15 protein-coding genes are annotated in these 16,445 nt (G+C 46.8%); all 15 read left to right on the top strand.

Going from position 1 to position 16,445, the window contains the following annotated elements:
• Positions 1-33: 33 nt before the first annotated feature.
• Entirely contained in the window at positions 34-900 is an 867-nt protein-coding gene (locus tag ACQ4M5_RS32915) for an alpha-1,2-fucosyltransferase (protein ID WP_430680038.1), read from the top strand.
• A 471-nt stretch (positions 901-1,371) separates the two neighbouring features.
• On the top strand, positions 1,372-2,385 hold the full coding sequence (locus ACQ4M5_RS32910) for a glycosyltransferase family 2 protein (RefSeq protein WP_430680037.1): 1,014 nt from the start codon (positions 1,372-1,374) through the stop codon (positions 2,383-2,385).
• Positions 2,386-2,409: 24 nt separating this feature from the next.
• Positions 2,410-3,441, top strand: coding sequence for a glycosyltransferase family 4 protein (locus ACQ4M5_RS32905; RefSeq protein WP_430680036.1), 1,032 nt, complete (start codon positions 2,410-2,412; stop codon positions 3,439-3,441).
• A gap of 33 nt (positions 3,442-3,474) precedes the next feature.
• Complete coding sequence (locus tag ACQ4M5_RS32900; RefSeq protein WP_430680035.1) at positions 3,475-4,248, top strand: hypothetical protein; 774 nt, start codon at positions 3,475-3,477, stop codon at positions 4,246-4,248.
• Positions 4,249-4,258: 10 nt separating this feature from the next.
• Positions 4,259-5,104 (top strand): glycosyltransferase, encoded by an 846-nt coding sequence (locus ACQ4M5_RS32895; protein WP_430680034.1) that lies wholly within the window; start codon positions 4,259-4,261, stop codon positions 5,102-5,104.
• A gap of 6 nt (positions 5,105-5,110) precedes the next feature.
• Positions 5,111-6,103, top strand: a complete 993-nt coding sequence (locus ACQ4M5_RS32890; protein WP_430680033.1) for a KpsF/GutQ family sugar-phosphate isomerase — start codon at positions 5,111-5,113, stop codon at positions 6,101-6,103.
• Positions 6,103-6,834 (top strand): 3-deoxy-manno-octulosonate cytidylyltransferase, encoded by a 732-nt coding sequence (kdsB, locus tag ACQ4M5_RS32885; RefSeq protein WP_430680032.1) that lies wholly within the window; start codon positions 6,103-6,105, stop codon positions 6,832-6,834. Before ACQ4M5_RS32890 ends, kdsB begins: the two co-directional genes overlap by 1 nt.
• Positions 6,835-6,838: 4 nt before the next feature.
• Positions 6,839-8,470 (top strand): glycosyltransferase family protein, encoded by a 1,632-nt coding sequence (locus ACQ4M5_RS32880; protein WP_430680031.1) that lies wholly within the window; start codon positions 6,839-6,841, stop codon positions 8,468-8,470.
• Between the two features lie 12 nt (positions 8,471-8,482).
• A complete protein-coding gene (locus ACQ4M5_RS32875) occupies positions 8,483-9,442 on the top strand; it encodes a glycosyltransferase family 2 protein (protein ID WP_430680030.1) in 960 nt (319 codons plus the stop codon).
• A 2-nt stretch (positions 9,443-9,444) separates the two neighbouring features.
• Complete coding sequence (locus tag ACQ4M5_RS32870) at positions 9,445-11,001, top strand: glycosyltransferase family 39 protein (protein ID WP_430680029.1); 1,557 nt, start codon at positions 9,445-9,447, stop codon at positions 10,999-11,001.
• A gap of 81 nt (positions 11,002-11,082) precedes the next feature.
• Positions 11,083-12,240, top strand: coding sequence for a hypothetical protein (locus ACQ4M5_RS32865; RefSeq protein WP_430680028.1), 1,158 nt, complete (start codon positions 11,083-11,085; stop codon positions 12,238-12,240).
• A 409-nt stretch (positions 12,241-12,649) separates the two neighbouring features.
• Entirely contained in the window at positions 12,650-13,633 is a 984-nt protein-coding gene (locus ACQ4M5_RS32860; protein WP_430680027.1) for an acyltransferase family protein, read from the top strand.
• A gap of 36 nt (positions 13,634-13,669) precedes the next feature.
• Positions 13,670-14,515: a 3-deoxy-8-phosphooctulonate synthase gene (gene kdsA / locus ACQ4M5_RS32855; RefSeq protein WP_430680026.1), complete on the top strand. Its 846-nt coding sequence runs from the start codon at positions 13,670-13,672 to the stop codon at positions 14,513-14,515.
• 131 nt (positions 14,516-14,646) lie between these two features.
• Positions 14,647-15,156: a KdsC family phosphatase gene (locus ACQ4M5_RS32850; protein WP_430680025.1), complete on the top strand. Its 510-nt coding sequence runs from the start codon at positions 14,647-14,649 to the stop codon at positions 15,154-15,156.
• Between the two features lie 6 nt (positions 15,157-15,162).
• The gene (locus ACQ4M5_RS32845; RefSeq protein ID WP_430680024.1) at positions 15,163-16,386 is read left to right on the top strand and encodes a polysialyltransferase family glycosyltransferase; all 1,224 of its coding nucleotides are present in this window, start codon (positions 15,163-15,165) and stop codon (positions 16,384-16,386) included.
• Positions 16,387-16,445: the final 59 nt, after the last annotated feature.

Here is a 16,445-nt window from a genome sequence, read left to right as displayed (position 1 = left end):
GAAGCAATCAGAACTTAGCACGAGAGACACTGCATGATTATTTCTAATATTCATTGCGGGCTTGGTAATCAGCTTTTTCAGTATGCTTGTGGTCGGCGTTTAGCGCATTATCACAAGACTGAATTCAAGCTTGATATTGGTGCCTTTGAGTACAACAAGCTGCGGCAGTATGGATTGCAGCACTTCAATATTTCAGCGACGATCGCGACTCGGCAGGAGATTGAATCGCTGCAATACCGACGGATTCTAGGCTTAGAAAGGGTCTATAAGCGACTCACTGGAGAGCGATGGGTCAATCGATCGAGATTGATCAAAGAGCCGCACTTCAACTTCTATCCAAAGCTGCTGAAAGCTCCGAACAATTCCTACTTAGATGGCTACTGGCAATCGGAACAATACTTCAAAGACATTCGACAGATTCTTCAGCAAGAACTGACGTTAAAGCAGCCCATGAGCCAAAATGCTCAATTTTATGCCGATCGCATTCGATCGTCTGATGCCCTTTGTATTCATGTGCGTCGGGGCGACTATCTAACCGATTCTGCTTTTGAATTGTGTTCGGTGAGTTACTACCAGAATGCCTTTCAAAAGCTGTCTTATGCGGTTCCTGATCCTCAAGTCTTTGTCTTTTCCGATGATCCAGACTGGGCAGAAGCAAATTTAGATTTTGCACCTTCCAAAACTGTAATCAGAGGGAATACGAACTACGAGGATTTGATGCTGATGTCACTGTGCAAATCCTTCATCATTGCGAACAGTAGTTTTAGCTGGTGGGGTGCTTGGCTCTCGAATGCTCCTAATCCGTTAGTGTATGCACCTAAAAACTGGTTTTCTACTCAGGTGAAACCGTTCTTTCAAAACACATCCGATCTGATTCCCTCGACTTGGGTGGTGCTGTAGGGCTGCATATTTGAAAAGTAATTGTTCATCGCATGAATCGCCTCTCGAATAGAATTCGGGGCTATCGGAACAAAGTCTGTTGAAACAGACTAAAGACTTAATATAAGCGCCTTTCAGTCCCCTTTAGTGGACTTTGTTCCGATAGACCGTGATTTCTAATCACGGGTGGAATGCAATCGAAGCGAAGAACCTTCTTAATACTTTTCACACATTCTCTAAGAGGGTGTTTGAGAAGTCATCGTTTATCGCATTCACCCGCCCGGAAATGAATCTCCGGGCTAACCGTGGGAAGCCCACTAAACTGGGCTAAGAACTCCAAATTACTCTCTTAGCCCGCTTCAGCGGGGTTTCCTCCATTAGCCCGGAGATTTATTTCCGGGCGGACTCGCAACGCAGCAAAGCCGCTTTTTATACTTTTCACACATTCTCTAAGGCTGAATCTTCCCACGAATTTCCACTGCGTTTAACTGCATGAATACAAGCTTTACTCACCCGCATCGGGCAGCGATCGCACCTGTACCCGTAGGAGAACATCGTCCTTTGTGGTCGGTGATGATTCCTACTTATCACTGTGCTGACTATCTGCGCGAAACCTTGACTCACGTTCTGTCTCAAGCTCCTGATTCAAGCTGGATGCAGATTGAGGTGGTCGATGATGGATCAACTCAAGATGATCCGGCTGCCGTGGTTGCAGAACTGGGTCAGGATCGAGTGCAGTTTTATCGCCAGCCTCAAAATGTCGGCTCAATTCGCAATTTTGAAACTTGTCTGATGCGTTCTCGCGGCAGGCTGATTCATCTACTGCATGGAGACGACTGCGTTCTACCAGGGTTCTATGCCAAGATGCAGCAGTTATTTGAGCAACACCCTGAGATTGGGGCTGCTTACTGTCGGCATCAGTACATGAACGAACAGAGTGATCTGCACTATCACGAGGTGCTAGAACAGCCTGAGAGTGGCATTTTGGAGAACTGGTTAGAAAAAGTGACCACACGATCGAGGATTCAAACCCCCTCGATCGTTGTTCGTCGCGAAGTCTACGAAACCCTGGGTGGATTCGATCGACGAATTATCTACGGCGAGGATTGGGAAATGTGGGTGCGGATTGCGGCTCGTTACCCGATCGCTTATGAGGTGGAAACGCTGGCTCGCTATCGGACTCACTCGAATTCGATCACCGGACGACGTTACCGCACAGGCGAGAATATGCGGGAGTTACGACACGCGATCGCAATGATGCGGTCAGAGTTGCCTGTCGAGCAGGCGAAACGACTGACTAATGCAGCGTTGAAATACTACGGTAAATACTCTGTGAGTCAGGCGAAGAAAATGGTCGATCGAAGAGAATTTGAGGTTGCGGTGGTGTACCTCCGTGAAGCGCTACTGTGTTCGACTTCTCCTGTTGTACTCAAGCAGTTTCTCAAGATCAGTATTTTTCTATTGCAAACGCTTCTTCAGAAAGATAAGCCTGCGATTTCAACCTAGTTCCTTGAACGTCACACACTGCGTATGGTTACTACATTGAATTACACGCTGGATAAACTACTCAGATTGGCTTTACGAGACAATAGCTATCAGATTGACTATTGGAAATCTTATCTAAAATTCCAGCGGGCTAAGATTTTCGGTCAAGCTCAGACGCAGGAGAGTTACGATCTCGTTTTCATTATTCTAGACAGTACACGGGGGTGGATTTTAGAAGCGATTCCTCGCGAGATTGCCACTTATTTTCCTGGGAAGTATTGCTTCCATTATGGATTGTCAAACATTCCACCTGCTAAAGCGTATTTCTTTTCGCACTATTCGCTGTACCCGATCGCACTCAAAAACACGCCCCATGTCTGGGGTGCGAAGTCCGTGATTTGGTACACGCATCCCAAACCGATTGGGACAGGAGAGGCGGAATTAGTCCATGCGCTCAATCGATCGACAAAAGTGGTTGCCACGAATTCTGCTTTCGTGAAACTATTGCGCGATCAAGGCGTTCAGGAGAAGACTGTCACCACGATTTTAGGTGGAGCCGATCCGACTTTCTTTCAACCGCATGAGCGATCGCAAGGAATGATTGGATTTTGTTCTTCCTATAAAGACTTGAAAGCACCGGACACCATTCGGCAATTGATTCAATTGATGCCGAATCGGAAATTTCTGCTGCTTGGTCGCAAATGGGAAGAATACGATCGCTTTTCGGAAATGTTGGCGCAACCGAATTTTACCTATGTGGAAGCGCCTTATTCGGACTATCCCGGTTACTACGCGCAAATGGATGTGTTTGTTTCTACCTCGCAGCTAGAAGGAGGACCAATCCCGTTGATTGAATCGATGATGTGTAATGTTTTTCCGGTAGTCAGTCATACAGGATTTGCACCAGACATCATTCAGCACGGACAGAATGGATTTTTGTTTGAAGTCGGGAGTCCACCCGAAGTGATTCGGGACTTGATCGAGCAGGCATATCGATCGACAACCGATATCCGCAAAACAGTCGAGCATTTGAGTTGGGAGAATTTCTCTCTCGCAATTCAGCAATTTTTGAATTAACTAACTAGACGAGAGCTTTTTTAGCGAAAGACGATGACGCAGCAATTTCTGAACTACGACCAAATCGAATCGTTTGAACATCACCTGTTTACTGAAAGAAAGCCGTTTCCTTGGTTTGACTTTGAGCAATTTCTCACACCCGAAGGCTTTGAAGTCCTTTATCAGGCGTTCCCGTCGTTGGAACTGTTTGAGCAACACAATGGCATCGAACGAATGTATGGACAGCGCCCACATAATCGGTACTATCTTGCTTATGAAACCTCGATCTATGGCGCTCAGAAAGAAGGTCAAGGATTGGTGAAATATAAACAATTACCGGAAGCTTGGCGAGCCTTTATTCGCGAGATTGAAACCAGTGAGCCGTATCAGCGATTGATCAAGCAACTGTTTCGAGTCAATAAGTTTGAAATTCGCTATGCGTGGCACGTTGGAGTGACTCACTCTGAAGTCTCTCCTCATGCAGATGCTGTGGAAAAGATTGGAACTCATATTTTCTACTTCAATACACACCAAGACTGGAACCCAGACTGGGGTGGCTCGGTCTTGGTGCTGGATGGAAAGCAGACTGATGCAATGAATCCAGATTTTACTGAGTTCACCACTGAAATCCCGGCTCAAATCATTGACAATCATAGTTTTCTATTTAAGAATACGCCTGGTGCCTGGCATGGAGTAAAACCGCTCACTTGCCCTGAAGGTTCCTATCGTCGATTGTTCAATGTGATTTTTGAAACACCCAGGGCGAGAAGACCTCTCGTTCCTGCTCCCGTTTCAGTCGCCAAACGCTTGAAGTCGATTATCCGCTAAAGCACCTTCTATGATTCAATCCGAACCGATTCGCGTCTTCATTGGCTCCGGTGAAGCAAGTCTACTCGAACGAAAGGTTTGCATTCACTCGTTGCGGAAACATACTCAGAGACCGATCGATATCTATGTGTTTAACGGAACGCACAACGCGATCGAGCTAAATGATCAAGAGCCAGTCATTGCTCCGATGTCGCTCAAGGTGAAATACAAAAACGTCACTGAGTTTAGTCTGTATCGCTATCTGATTCCTCAAGTGTGTGGCTATCAAGGGAAAGCAATCTACATCGACTCAGATACGATTTGCCTGAGAGACATTGGAGAACTGATTGACACGGATCTTCAGGGCTGCGATTTTCTCGCGAAACCAGAAGCTTATTCTCATGCGGGTGAAGCGTTGTGGGGATTGAGCGTGATGCTGATCGACTGTGAGAAGTGTCAATTTGATCTGGAACTGTACTTTGAAGAGATTGCTCAAGGATTATATACCTACGAAGATTTCTCTTGTATGAGTCCCCGTTTTCTCAAGCATCATCCCTTTTCGATCGAGGAACTCGATCCGCGCTGGAATGTGTTCGACTCCTACGATCAAGACACTCGTTTGATTCACTACACGAATCTTTCAACTCAGCCCTGGAAGCATCCGAATCATTCTTATGGTGAGTTGTGGTTTCAGTACTTCCGTGATGCGATCGCGGACGGAACGGTTCTGCAAACTGATATCGATTTGAGCTTGATTCGATCGTATGTTCGCCAGGATTTGATGGCTGGAAATTCTCCCCCTCAAGCGAATGTGCTAAAACAAGCGACTTCTGCGCTCAAATCCGTCCGAAAGCTTTGGAAACCCCAACTGGTTTGATTGATCATGCACTCACTGACTCAGACTACGGATGTTAGATACGCGATCGCATTGCTCAAACTCGAAGCGAATGCGATCGATCAAGCAGCAAATCGATTAGATCGAGACTCTTTAGCAGCCGCCCTAAACTTACTTGCTCATTGTTCTGGAAAGGTTGTACTAACTGGAGTCGGCAAATCGGGCATTGTGGCAAAAAAAATCGCTGCGACGCTTTGTAGTATCGGCACAGTGGCATTGTTCCTGCATCCTTGTGAAGCACTGCATGGAGACTTAGGAATTGTGACTAGCGCGGATGTGGTTGTGCTGCTGAGTAACAGCGGTGAAACTGAGGAACTGTTAGCAATGTTGCCGCATTTGAAACATCGGCAGGTGAATTTAATTGCAATTTTAGGCAATTTGAATTCGACTTTGGCAGCGCAAGCAGATGTCGTATTAGATGCAACCGTCGATCGTGAAGCTTGTCCGTTGAATTTAGCGCCCACGACCAGTACAACGGTGGCGTTAGCGATCGGAGATGCGATCGCGATGACATTGATGCAAATGCGAGGATTAACTCAGGAAGAATTTGCGCTGAATCATCCCGCAGGGCGGTTAGGGAAACGGTTAACGTTGCGGGTGGCGGATGTGATGCACTCGGCTGATAGCTATCCGAAACTAAGTCCTGAAGCGCCTTGGCTGGAAATTGTCAGCGCGATCGGGCAAGGTGGATTGGGAGCGGTCACGATCGTCGATGTTCAGGGCTATCTTTTGGGATTGATTACTGATGGCGACTTGCGGCGATGGATTGCGAAAGTAGATGCGATCGAGTTGAACACTCTCACGGCTCATCAAATGATGACTCTAGCGCCTGTTGTGACGACTCCGGATGCTCTAGCGTATGATGCGCTCAAACTGATGGAAGAGCGACCTTCTCAAATTTCTGTGCTGCCTGTGGTTGATCCAGAACGTCACTGTCTGGGACTGATTCGGTTACATGACATTATTCGGAGTGGGCTGTAATGCAAATTCTTGCCGTGATTCCTGCACGCTATGATTCGGTGCGATTTCCAGGAAAACCACTCGTGCAAATTGGCGATCGACCCATGATTCAACGGGTTTACGAAGCGGCTAAACGTTGTACGGTGTTTGATCAAGTTGTGGTCGCAACGGATAGTGAAAAAATTGCTGATTGTGTTCGCGCCTTTGGTGGCGTAGTTGAAATGACCAGCAGCGAGCATTTAACCGGAACCGATCGAGTTGCAGAAGTAGCAGAACGCTATCCGGATGTGGATGTGGTGGTCAATGTTCAAGGCGATCAACCGTTTGCTACTCCAGAGATGTTAACCGAATTGGTTGTGCCGTACTTAGAGGGGGAACAGCCAGAGATGACGACTTTAGCTTGTCCGCTGAATGTGAAGACCGGACATTCTGATCCCAATAGCGTCAAAGTTCTATGCGATCTTAAAGGTCGAGCCTTGTACTTTTCTCGCGCTCCTATTCCCTATTTTCGCACTGCGGGAGTTGCTCCTGTGTTTCACCATTTGGGACTGTACGCTTTTCGTAGAGACTTTTTGGCGAACTATGCCCAACTGACTCCCACGCCGCTCGAACAGTGCGAAGGGCTAGAACAACTGCGAGTTTTAGAACATGGATTTGAGATTCGGGTGTGTCATACGCACCAAGCAATTCTCGAAATTAATACCCCTGAAGATCTCGAACTAGCTCAATTGTCGATCGCGGCTCAAGGTTGATTCAATGTTCAAACCAAAAGAATTGTCGATCCGTCCGTTCCCTGCGGCGTTGCCCGAATACAAGCTTGAAGAACCAGAAGCGCAAATTATTGTCGCTTGCCCGCAACCGCCTCAAGAAGCGATCGAGGCAGGTCGAGCGATCGCGGTTCCTTGGGGCGAATTTGATATTGATCTGATTCTAGAGAAGCTTCCAGCCGATTTTCAGCCTGATTTTGCCGGGTTTTCGGCTCGGACACTACATTTCAAACCACGAGGACTAGAAAAATTACCTTGTCCAGCGGTGATGAAACTGGGCGATACCTTCCACTGGGGTGATGGGTCTCTCAGCGGAATTATCGAGTACTGCCAGGAGTTGCAATGCGATTATCACTGGGTGTATCAAGGCGTTCAGCACTTACACTTTTTTGTTGAAGCGGGACTAAAAAATGTGTTCTGGGTTCCTGGAACTTATGTGATTCAGCCGCATCGAACACGATCGCATTCTGAAAAGATCTATGATGTGGTTTTTCGGGGATCGCAGTCGTCGCATCATGTACAACGAACTCGGTTGCTGCAATTTTTACAACAGTCTGGAGTCGAGGTTGATATTGCTCAGAAGCCTTACATCGATTGTTTAGAGGACTATACGAAAGCACACATTGTGCTGAATTTTAGTTTGAATGGCGATACGAATCGGCGCGTCTATGAAGTGCTGATGGCGGGCGGATTTTTGCTTACCGATCGGCTCAGTGTACAGTCTGGATTGTTCTCGCTGTTTGAGGAAGGCGTTCATCTCGAATGCTATAACAATGAAGCAGAACTCTTAGAGAAGATCGAGTACTATCTTCAGCATCCCGATCAAGCGGCTCAAATTGCAGCAGCAGGACATCAAAAGCTCTGGGACTGTTATTTACAACCGACGATGAAACAGCAGTTGTATCGCTGCATTCTGGCAAATGAGATTGAACCGCCGTTTAACTTAGCTCACGATCGACGAGCTAGTGTCTCGATCGATTCCACTCCTGAAGCGCTCAAAACCCGCATCGAAGTCTATGAATTGATTCAAGAACTGCATCGTTTGAATCCGCGAATAAAGTTGCTGTACTGGCGAGGAACGAACCATCGATTGATTTCAGACTTAGCAGATTTACAGCGATTAGATCTCACCTGTGTTCAGACCGAAGCCGAGACGAATACGATCGAACAATGGTGTTCTCAAGTAGGAGTGAGCGATCAAGTCAATGTCCGATCGCTGCCTGTTGAGTTGCCATCGCGATCGATGCAAATTGTGATGGTCGATTTACCTACAACAATGACAGCAGCCGAGAAACTGTTACAGGAAGTTGAGCCATTGATCTCAAACGGTGGCTTATTGCTATGGGTTGGAACGAATCCGCAACTGAAAAAATGGCTCGATCGACGATTACGCACTCAGCAACTTTCTCCTGTTCGATTAGGCGTGATGACTCCCGATCGTATCTACGAAGAAATGGGTAAAGGGGTGTGTCTCGTGTATCAACGTGTACAGACAGATGCTCCCGTTCTAACCTTTGAAAGTCTCACCTTTTCGACTCAACTGCGTCAACAACTAGACTCGATCCAACTGGTTCGTCGAATGAAGCGAATTGTCGATCGCTCTTTGCTGCAAAAAGCTTAATCTGTAAACCTGATGAAAGTTTCAGTCTTAATCAATAACTACAACTATCAGAACTATGTGGTTGAAGCGATCGAAAGTGTGTTGCAGCAGTCGGTAAAGGTTGACGAAATTATTGTCGTTGATGATCGTTCAACCGATGATTCTGCTCGGATTCTACAAGATAAATTCGGACAGTCCGAAGCAGTCAAGCTCATTCTCAAAGAGCAAAACGAAGGTCAACTTGCTGCTTTTCAAGCTGGATTCGAGGCATCGACTGGAGATTTGGTTTGCTTTCTTGATGCAGACGATTTGTACAAGGAAACTTACATCGAAACGATTCTAAAGTTCTATCAAGCACATCCGGTTTGTGAGTTTCTATTTCTCAGTGCAGACTTTTTTGGGGCTGAGGAACGAATATCGAGTTGCTATCCGCCCCAGTGTTTCTCAAAACGGAACTATCGCGACTTAGGATATTCCAAGCTAACCACGTTGCATCGCAAGACTTGGATCGGTCATCGCACTTCAACCGTTTCCATGCGCCGCAGCGTTTTAGAGAAACTCTTTCCACTGCCCTTCCTCGAAGATTGGCGAATTCGGGCGGATGACTGCTTAGTATACGGAGCCTCGATCGTTGGAGCAAGAAAGTTCTACCTCGAAGCGCCTTTGGTCAAATATCGCGTTCACGGCAGCAATGGTCACTATGGAACCCTCAAAACTAAACCACCCGATTATTTCGATCGCTATAACCAATCAGTCGATCGCTTATTTGACTTTCTAGCTCAAAAATTCGATATTCCTGGTAGTGTAGCCCACGAATTCAAATCGATCGCTCATCCGCTCCCCGAAGAATTTGAAACGGCTCGATCGCTGTTACGTGGACTGAAGCTTTCTCGACCGCAAAAACTGCTCATGCTGTCTTCAATGTCTGTTCACTTCTTGATTAACGGAGTGACAAAGCCTTCGATCGATTCATCTTCTCACCGCAAACTTTGACGATGCAAACTGTTCTTCCCCAACATCGCAAACGCGCTCTCAACTGGGTCAAATTCATCATGCTCGGCGTGATTGCACTTGGCGTGGTGTTTCGCTTCTCCCATCTTAGCGATCGCGTTTACTGGCACGATGAAACCCTGACTTTATATAGAGCCGCTGGATATACCGTCGCAGATATCCTCAACGGACTCTTTCACGGTCGCGTTCTCAGCATTGATGACGTGTTGAAGTTTCAGCAACTCACCCCAGAGAAAACCACGATCGATATGCTGGTTAACTCAGCCAATGATGATCAGCCGCTGACTCCGCTCTATTTTTTGCTCACCCGATTTTGGATGGCGGGATTTGGCAATGATCTGGTTGCTATCCGCATCTTCTCAGTGCTGTGGAGCTTGCTGGCATTTCCTTGCTTGTACTGGCTGTGTCTAGAACTATTCGGAAGCTCGATCGTAGGCTGGATTGCATTAGGTTTACTAGCGGTGTCTCCGTTTCAAGTCTATTACGCCGCAGAAGCTCGACACTATACCGTGTGGACAGTGCTGATTTTACTCATGCACCTCACCTTACTTAGAGCCATTCGACAACAAACCTGGAAACATTGGGCGCTATACGCTCTAGTGACAGCATTGGGATTGTATAGTAATCTAGTCACATGTTTCGTAATGCTCGGACATGGCATCTACATTTTCGTCCTTGAGCGCTTTCGGATCAATCGCACGACCCTTGCTTATGTCGCAGCATCGATCGCTGGATTAATCGCGTTCTCACCCTGGCTCTATGCACTCTTCATCAATCTTAGAAAGATGAAAGATGCAACCGCCTGGATGACTCAAACACTGCCGCTCAAGGCACTGACCAAAGTTTGGCTGGTTAATTTTCAGGAAGCGTTTTTGAAGCCTGCTCTGTTTCCAGGAAGACTTCAAAACGCGATCGCACTCCTTACGATCGCAGTCGTAATTCTCTCGTTTTATGTGCTGTGTCGGCGCACTTCAAGCCGCGTCTGGCTCTTTGTGATTAGTGCGATCGTGCCGCTGCCCGTGGTGCTGATGCTGCAAGATTTACTGTTAGGAGGAATTCGCTCAACCAATAGCCGATACTTCTTTCCGTGCTATTTAGGAATACACATCGCTGTTGCTTATTGGCTTGCCTCAAAGATGACCTCTGACCAGGCAAAACCGTGGCAGCAGAAAGGATGGCAACTGGTAGCGGTGATGATTTTTGCAGTTGGCGCACTGTCGATGCCCGTGCAATTCAGACAAGGAAACAGCAGTAGCTATCAAGCGGTGGCAGATCTGATTAATCAGGTCGAATCTCCGCTCGTGATCAGTAGCGAAATGGCTCAAGGTGGAGGCACATTGGGCGATATTCTCTCACTGGCTCACCTGCTGAATCGAGAGGTGAAGATGCAGCTTGTGATTGATCCCGCCGCTCCTAAAATTCCTCAGCAATTCAAGACGGTGTTTCTGTACAAACCGTCTCCGTCCCTAACACAGACCCTCAGCAAACAGTATCCACTCAAACCATTACACCCAGGCGGACTTTGGTCGATGACTCAATAAACCTTACCATTCATCACAACCAGTACCATGAGAAGTCACTTAAGCACGAGGGGTTTCGGTTGGTCTTTGTCGGGTTACTGGGTGCTCCTATTACTAGGCTTTTCGTTAGGGATTGTTATTCATCAAATCGAGGTTCTGACCTCTGCTTCTGAAAAAGTTCGATGGTTTTATGATCCAGGGGATCTCAATGCGTATTATGCTCCGACCGCTTGGGTGAGCGGGGCTGGAAGACTGTATCGAGAAGTGTTTTCGGAGTATCCCTTATTGGCAAACGTCATTTTTGGCAGTTGTCGATTTGTAGCAGAAGGGATTCGATCGATATCAGGGGGATGGATCGAGACGCGCAAAGCATTCGATGGGGTGTGGATTTCGACGGCTTGGGTGCTGTATTCGTGGTTGGCGTATCGCATCTATAAACGGTGTTCAAAACAAGCGGTTTGGATTTGGTTGGCTCCTGCACCGCTGTATTTCACGATTTTTCGCTACGACATTTTTCCAGCGATCGCGACTTTTATGGCACTGTTGTACATTCGCGATTCTAAGTATATGCGGGGAGCATTGTGTATTGGAATGGCGATCGCGCTGAAAGGTTATGCGCTATTTCTCGTACCGAGCTACTTTGTGTATGTGTTGCAGAGACGAGGAATGAGGGATGCAGTCAAAATTGTAGGGGTATGTCTTGCACCTTGGGTTTTTGGCAATTTGATTGTGCTGCTGTATGGCGGATGGGAAGGGTTGGTTGCTCCCTATCTGTTTCATAGCAATCGAGAGCTAAACGGCGAGTCTACGTATGACGCGATCGTGTATTTCACTCGGTTCTATCGATTGAAGCGTATCTCTGACTATCCTTGGATTGCTCAGATGTTGCAAGTTGCTTTCCCGCTGATTGCAATGGCACTTCGTCCAAAAACATTCCAAGCCCTGATTGATGCGTTTTTGATTTCACTGCTCGGTTTTATGTCCTTTTCGGTTTTTTATTCACCCCAGTTTCTGTTGTGGATTTTGCCGATCGCTTGTTTTTCTAATTCTCGATCGATTCTGCGATTATGCCTGATCTCCTCCTGGGCAACCTTTTTATATTTTCCCGTTGCTTATGGTGTGAGATTTGAAACGCTGCCTTTGTTAGATTGGACAGTTCCGATTGGACCTTGGGCATTTCAAGGATTGGTGACAGCAATCGCGGTGATTCGGCTGATGTTGATGTCTATCAGTGTTCGCAGGATCTTGATGGCAGCTTAGATTGCTGGTCGTGGTTTAGTTCCCTCTTTAGCGATCGAGGACAGGTTGCACTCGATCGCGCCGATGACAATGACAGTGTGAATGTTTTGGACTAATTTCAAGCTGAACTAGAGGATGTTTGAGAAGTAATCGTTTGTTGCCTCTATCGCCCCTCGAATGGAATTCGGGGCTATCGAAACAAAGTCTGTTGAAACAGACTGAGGAGCTTACTAAAACTGCTTTCAGTCCCCTTTAGCGGACTTTGTTTCGATAGACCGTGATTTCTAATCATGGGCGAAATGCAATCGAAGCGCAGAGCCTTTTTATACTTCTCAAACAGCCTCTTGAAGAGTAACGGATACGAAGTTAGACGATTCTCAATCCCTGACCCGCTTCTGACCTTATTCTATGCTGGAGCTGAGTTCCTGTTATGCAGTGGAAAATCTTAGCTGGGTTCCGATTTTTTCTCGCTTGGATCGTTCTATGTACACATTTATCCTGGTTTGTTCCTTCAAATAGTTATTTGCTTCGGTTCAATCACTTTGATGGCTTTTCCGCAGTTCTAGGATTTTTGATTATTTCAGGTTACTCGATCGCGCATTCGGTGATCAAAACGCCGCAAGGATTCTATCGACGGCGGGTTTTGCGGCTCTATCCGCTCTATTTTCTTGCGGTGATTGCGTCAATTTTGCCGTTTCTCATACTGGGTTCTCAGCTTAAAACACCCGGTGGCAATTCTTTTCCGCTGGTCTTACCGAGCAAAGGGGATTTCATTGGCAATTTGCTGCTACTACAGGGATTTATTTTTAAGCCGATTTCCTCGAATCCGATTCTCTGGACACTGAGCGTAGAGTTTCTCTACTACTTGTTCGCACCTTGGTTTCTCAAACTCAGTAATCGATCGATTTTTGCATTGATTTGCATTTCCGCCGTAACGTATGCGGTGTATCCCAAATTAAATCTGCCGTACTATTCGCATCTAGAGTTTGGTTTAGGAGCGATCTTGCTGTTGTGGGCATGGCTCTTAGGATTTTGGTATCGACGAGAAGCGGGACGCAACGACCATATCAAAGCGCTGCTGATTTTCGTGGGAGTCATCTTACTGTCATTCAACAGTTTTGATGGTCAATTTACAAATCTCACGTACATCTCAAGCTGTCTCGTTGTCATCTACGCGACTCAGATCAAACTGCCGACTCGATTGTTGGATGTGTTTGATTATCTGGGCGCGATTTCCTATCCTCTCTATCTATTCCATGTTCCTGCGTTCATTGCTGCCTATTATTTCTTGGGGATTCAGTATCAAATTGGATTGGTGTTGTTTGCGCTGATGGTGAGTATTGTGGTCTACCATGTGATCGATCTTCCCCTCAGAACTCGAACCTTACTCGCTTGGGGAATGACACCCAAATAGCTGAAACCGAGAACATTTACTTTTGAGGTTGACTTCATGACATCGATTCGAGTGACCGATTCGCTTTCTATTGGTTCAGGGTTGCCGCTTGCTCTGATTGCAGGTCCTTGTGTGATCGAATCTGAGGATTTCACCCTCAAGATGGCGGATCAGCTTCGCACGATTTGCGATCGCTTAGAGATTCCGCTGATTTTCAAGTCCTCGTTCGATAAAGCGAATCGGACATCTGCTAGTTCTTTTCGCGGACAAGCGATCGAGGAAGGCTTGTCTGTGCTGCAAAAGGTGAAAGAGAAAGTTGGCGTTCCTGTGCTGACGGACATTCATGAAAGTACTCAAGCTGCGATCGCAGCAGAAGTCGTTGACGTACTCCAGATTCCAGCCTTTCTATGTCGCCAAACGGATTTACTCCTTGCAGCAGCGGCAACCGGACGCACTGTGAATGTGAAAAAAGGACAGTTTCTTGCTCCTTGGGACATGAAAAATGTGGTGCGAAAGCTAGAAACCGGAGGCGCGAGAGATATTCTGCTCACCGAACGGGGAACCAGTTTTGGCTATAACACGCTGGTGGTAGATTTCCGATCGCTGCCCCAGATGCGTGAACTCGGCTATCCGGTCGTGTTTGATGCGACACACAGCGTTCAGATGCCGGGGGGACAAGGAGACAAATCGGGGGGACAGAGACAGTTTGTGCCTGTTCTGGCGCGGGCGGCAACTGCGATCGGGATCGATGCGTTGTTTATGGAAGTTCACGAAGATCCAGAGGTTGCCCTGAGCGATGGACCGAATATGGTTCCACTGGCACAGCTTGAGGCAGTTTTGAAGCAGATTTTGAGCATTCGGAGTGCGCTAGAAGCGGCTCCCGTTGTCTCGCTCGAATCGTGACTGTTACAGACCCAATGAGTGTGAATTGAACCGATGCACCAAGCGTATGATCAATTCCTTCAGCAAATGGATCTAGTGTTTGTGCATGACGATCGACCCGAACTGGCGTATGAGAACTATCACTAATTGCGATGATTGACTCCACTGAATTCTCTGCTCTGCTTTCCACGATTCGACTTTTGGCGTTAGATGTCGATGGTGTGATGACCGATGGTGGGCTGTACTACACCGAAACAGGCGAAGAACTAAAGAAATTTAACGTCAAAGATGGTTTGGGAATTCAGCTTGTAATGAAAGCGGGGATTCATATCGCGATCGTATCCGCAGGATTTTCGAGTGCAACCCTGTACCGCGCTAAACGATTGGGCATTGAGCATACGTTTATTGGAGTTGAAGACAAGCTGGCAACCATTCAGAAGCTTTGTGAGCAATTAGATCTATCTTTGTCGCAGGTTGCTTATATGGGTGATGATTTAATCGATTTGCCTGTTTTACAAGCGGTGGGCTGTCCAATCACGGTTGCAGATGCGATGCCTGCAAATCAAGCGATCGCGCTTTATATCACGCAAAAAGCGGGTGGACAAGGGGCTGTGAGAGAAGTTTGTGATTTGCTAGTGCAGTCGAATCTTTCTAGGAGGTAAGTCAGTTTGAGTTCTCGATCGATTAAGCGAGTCGTGACCTGTCAAGGAAGTATCCAACTGGTCACGGCTCTATCTGTGTTGGAACATCATCGAAAAGACGAGGAGACCGCAAGCGAAAACTATCTCGTGATTTACGATCTGTATGCACCGGAAGGACAACAGGAGGCGTTTGCTCAGTTTGTGGAAGGCATGGCAAGACGGTTAGGCGATTGGGTCTCGATCGTTTATCTCACGCCACAAACGCTGAAAGCTATCTCAGATAGTTTGAGTTCAACCAGTCCATCTAAGATATTTGGAACACTCTATGAATTGATTGGAACAGAGACGGCGGATGAAATTTATCTCTGTCGAAATTGGCAGTTTAGCAATCAATTGCTGATCAATGCGTATCGATCGGCAGAAAAGATTTGCTATGGCGATAGTATTGGGATTTATTTTTCTCAAAGTTCTCCAGCGCTGTTTGCGGCGGCTCCTTCGGAATCAAAAGCGCGATCGACAACTGGTTTCGCCAAACTCTTGGAGCGAGGACGATTCCTTGGGGGCGTGTTACGGCATCAGGTTTTATTAGGGTTACAGCTTAAAACTGTGCTGGCAGAGGTGCCGTTTGATGTGGGATATTTGCTGCTGCCGACGCTGATGGGTGAATCGCCACCGATGTCGATCGTGGTTCCAGATTCGGCTCGATTGTTGACGTTGTTTCAACAGTTAACCGCTTTGGTGAATTCGGAGTATCTGAGTGAATTTCAGCAGCAAATTGCAGGTGCGCCTGTATCGGTGCTGTTGACTTCTAATTTGTCAGAAGCGGAGCGAATGTCGCAACCGGATGAATTAGAGGCTTATTGCCAGTTCTTGAACAGTTCAGGCATTGAGCCGAATAGTATATTGGTGATCAAGCCGCATCCACGAGATAGTGTTAAAAAACTACAAGCACTAAAGCAACGTTGTTCGGAACTGTTTCACCAGGTGATTGTTCTTTCTGATCCAAGTTTGTTCTTTTTGCCGTTTGAAGTATTTTTTCTTGCAGCATTTCTGGAACCAGATTTGTCTTGTAAACATCAGGTTCAAGTGTTTGCGGTGAGTTCGGCTTGTTTGTCGCTCAAGCTCTTGTTTCAGGTTCCAAGCGCGATCGGGTTTGGGGAAGAGATTACAACTCAGGTGTTTTATCCTCACTATGTTGCTGGAAGACTTCAGCATGAGCAGCAACTTCGATCGGCTGTTGAACAGTTGTAATTTCAAATCAATTGGTTAAGAGGGTGTTTGAGAAGCGATCGTTCATCGCATTCACCTGG

Source organism: Leptolyngbya sp. AN10 (genome assembly GCF_050565645.1).
GTDB lineage: Bacteria > Cyanobacteriota > Cyanobacteriia > Leptolyngbyales > Leptolyngbyaceae > Leptolyngbya.
The sequence above is the reverse complement of the archived record's forward strand: the minus strand, read 5'-3'. Positions and strand labels throughout refer to the sequence as shown.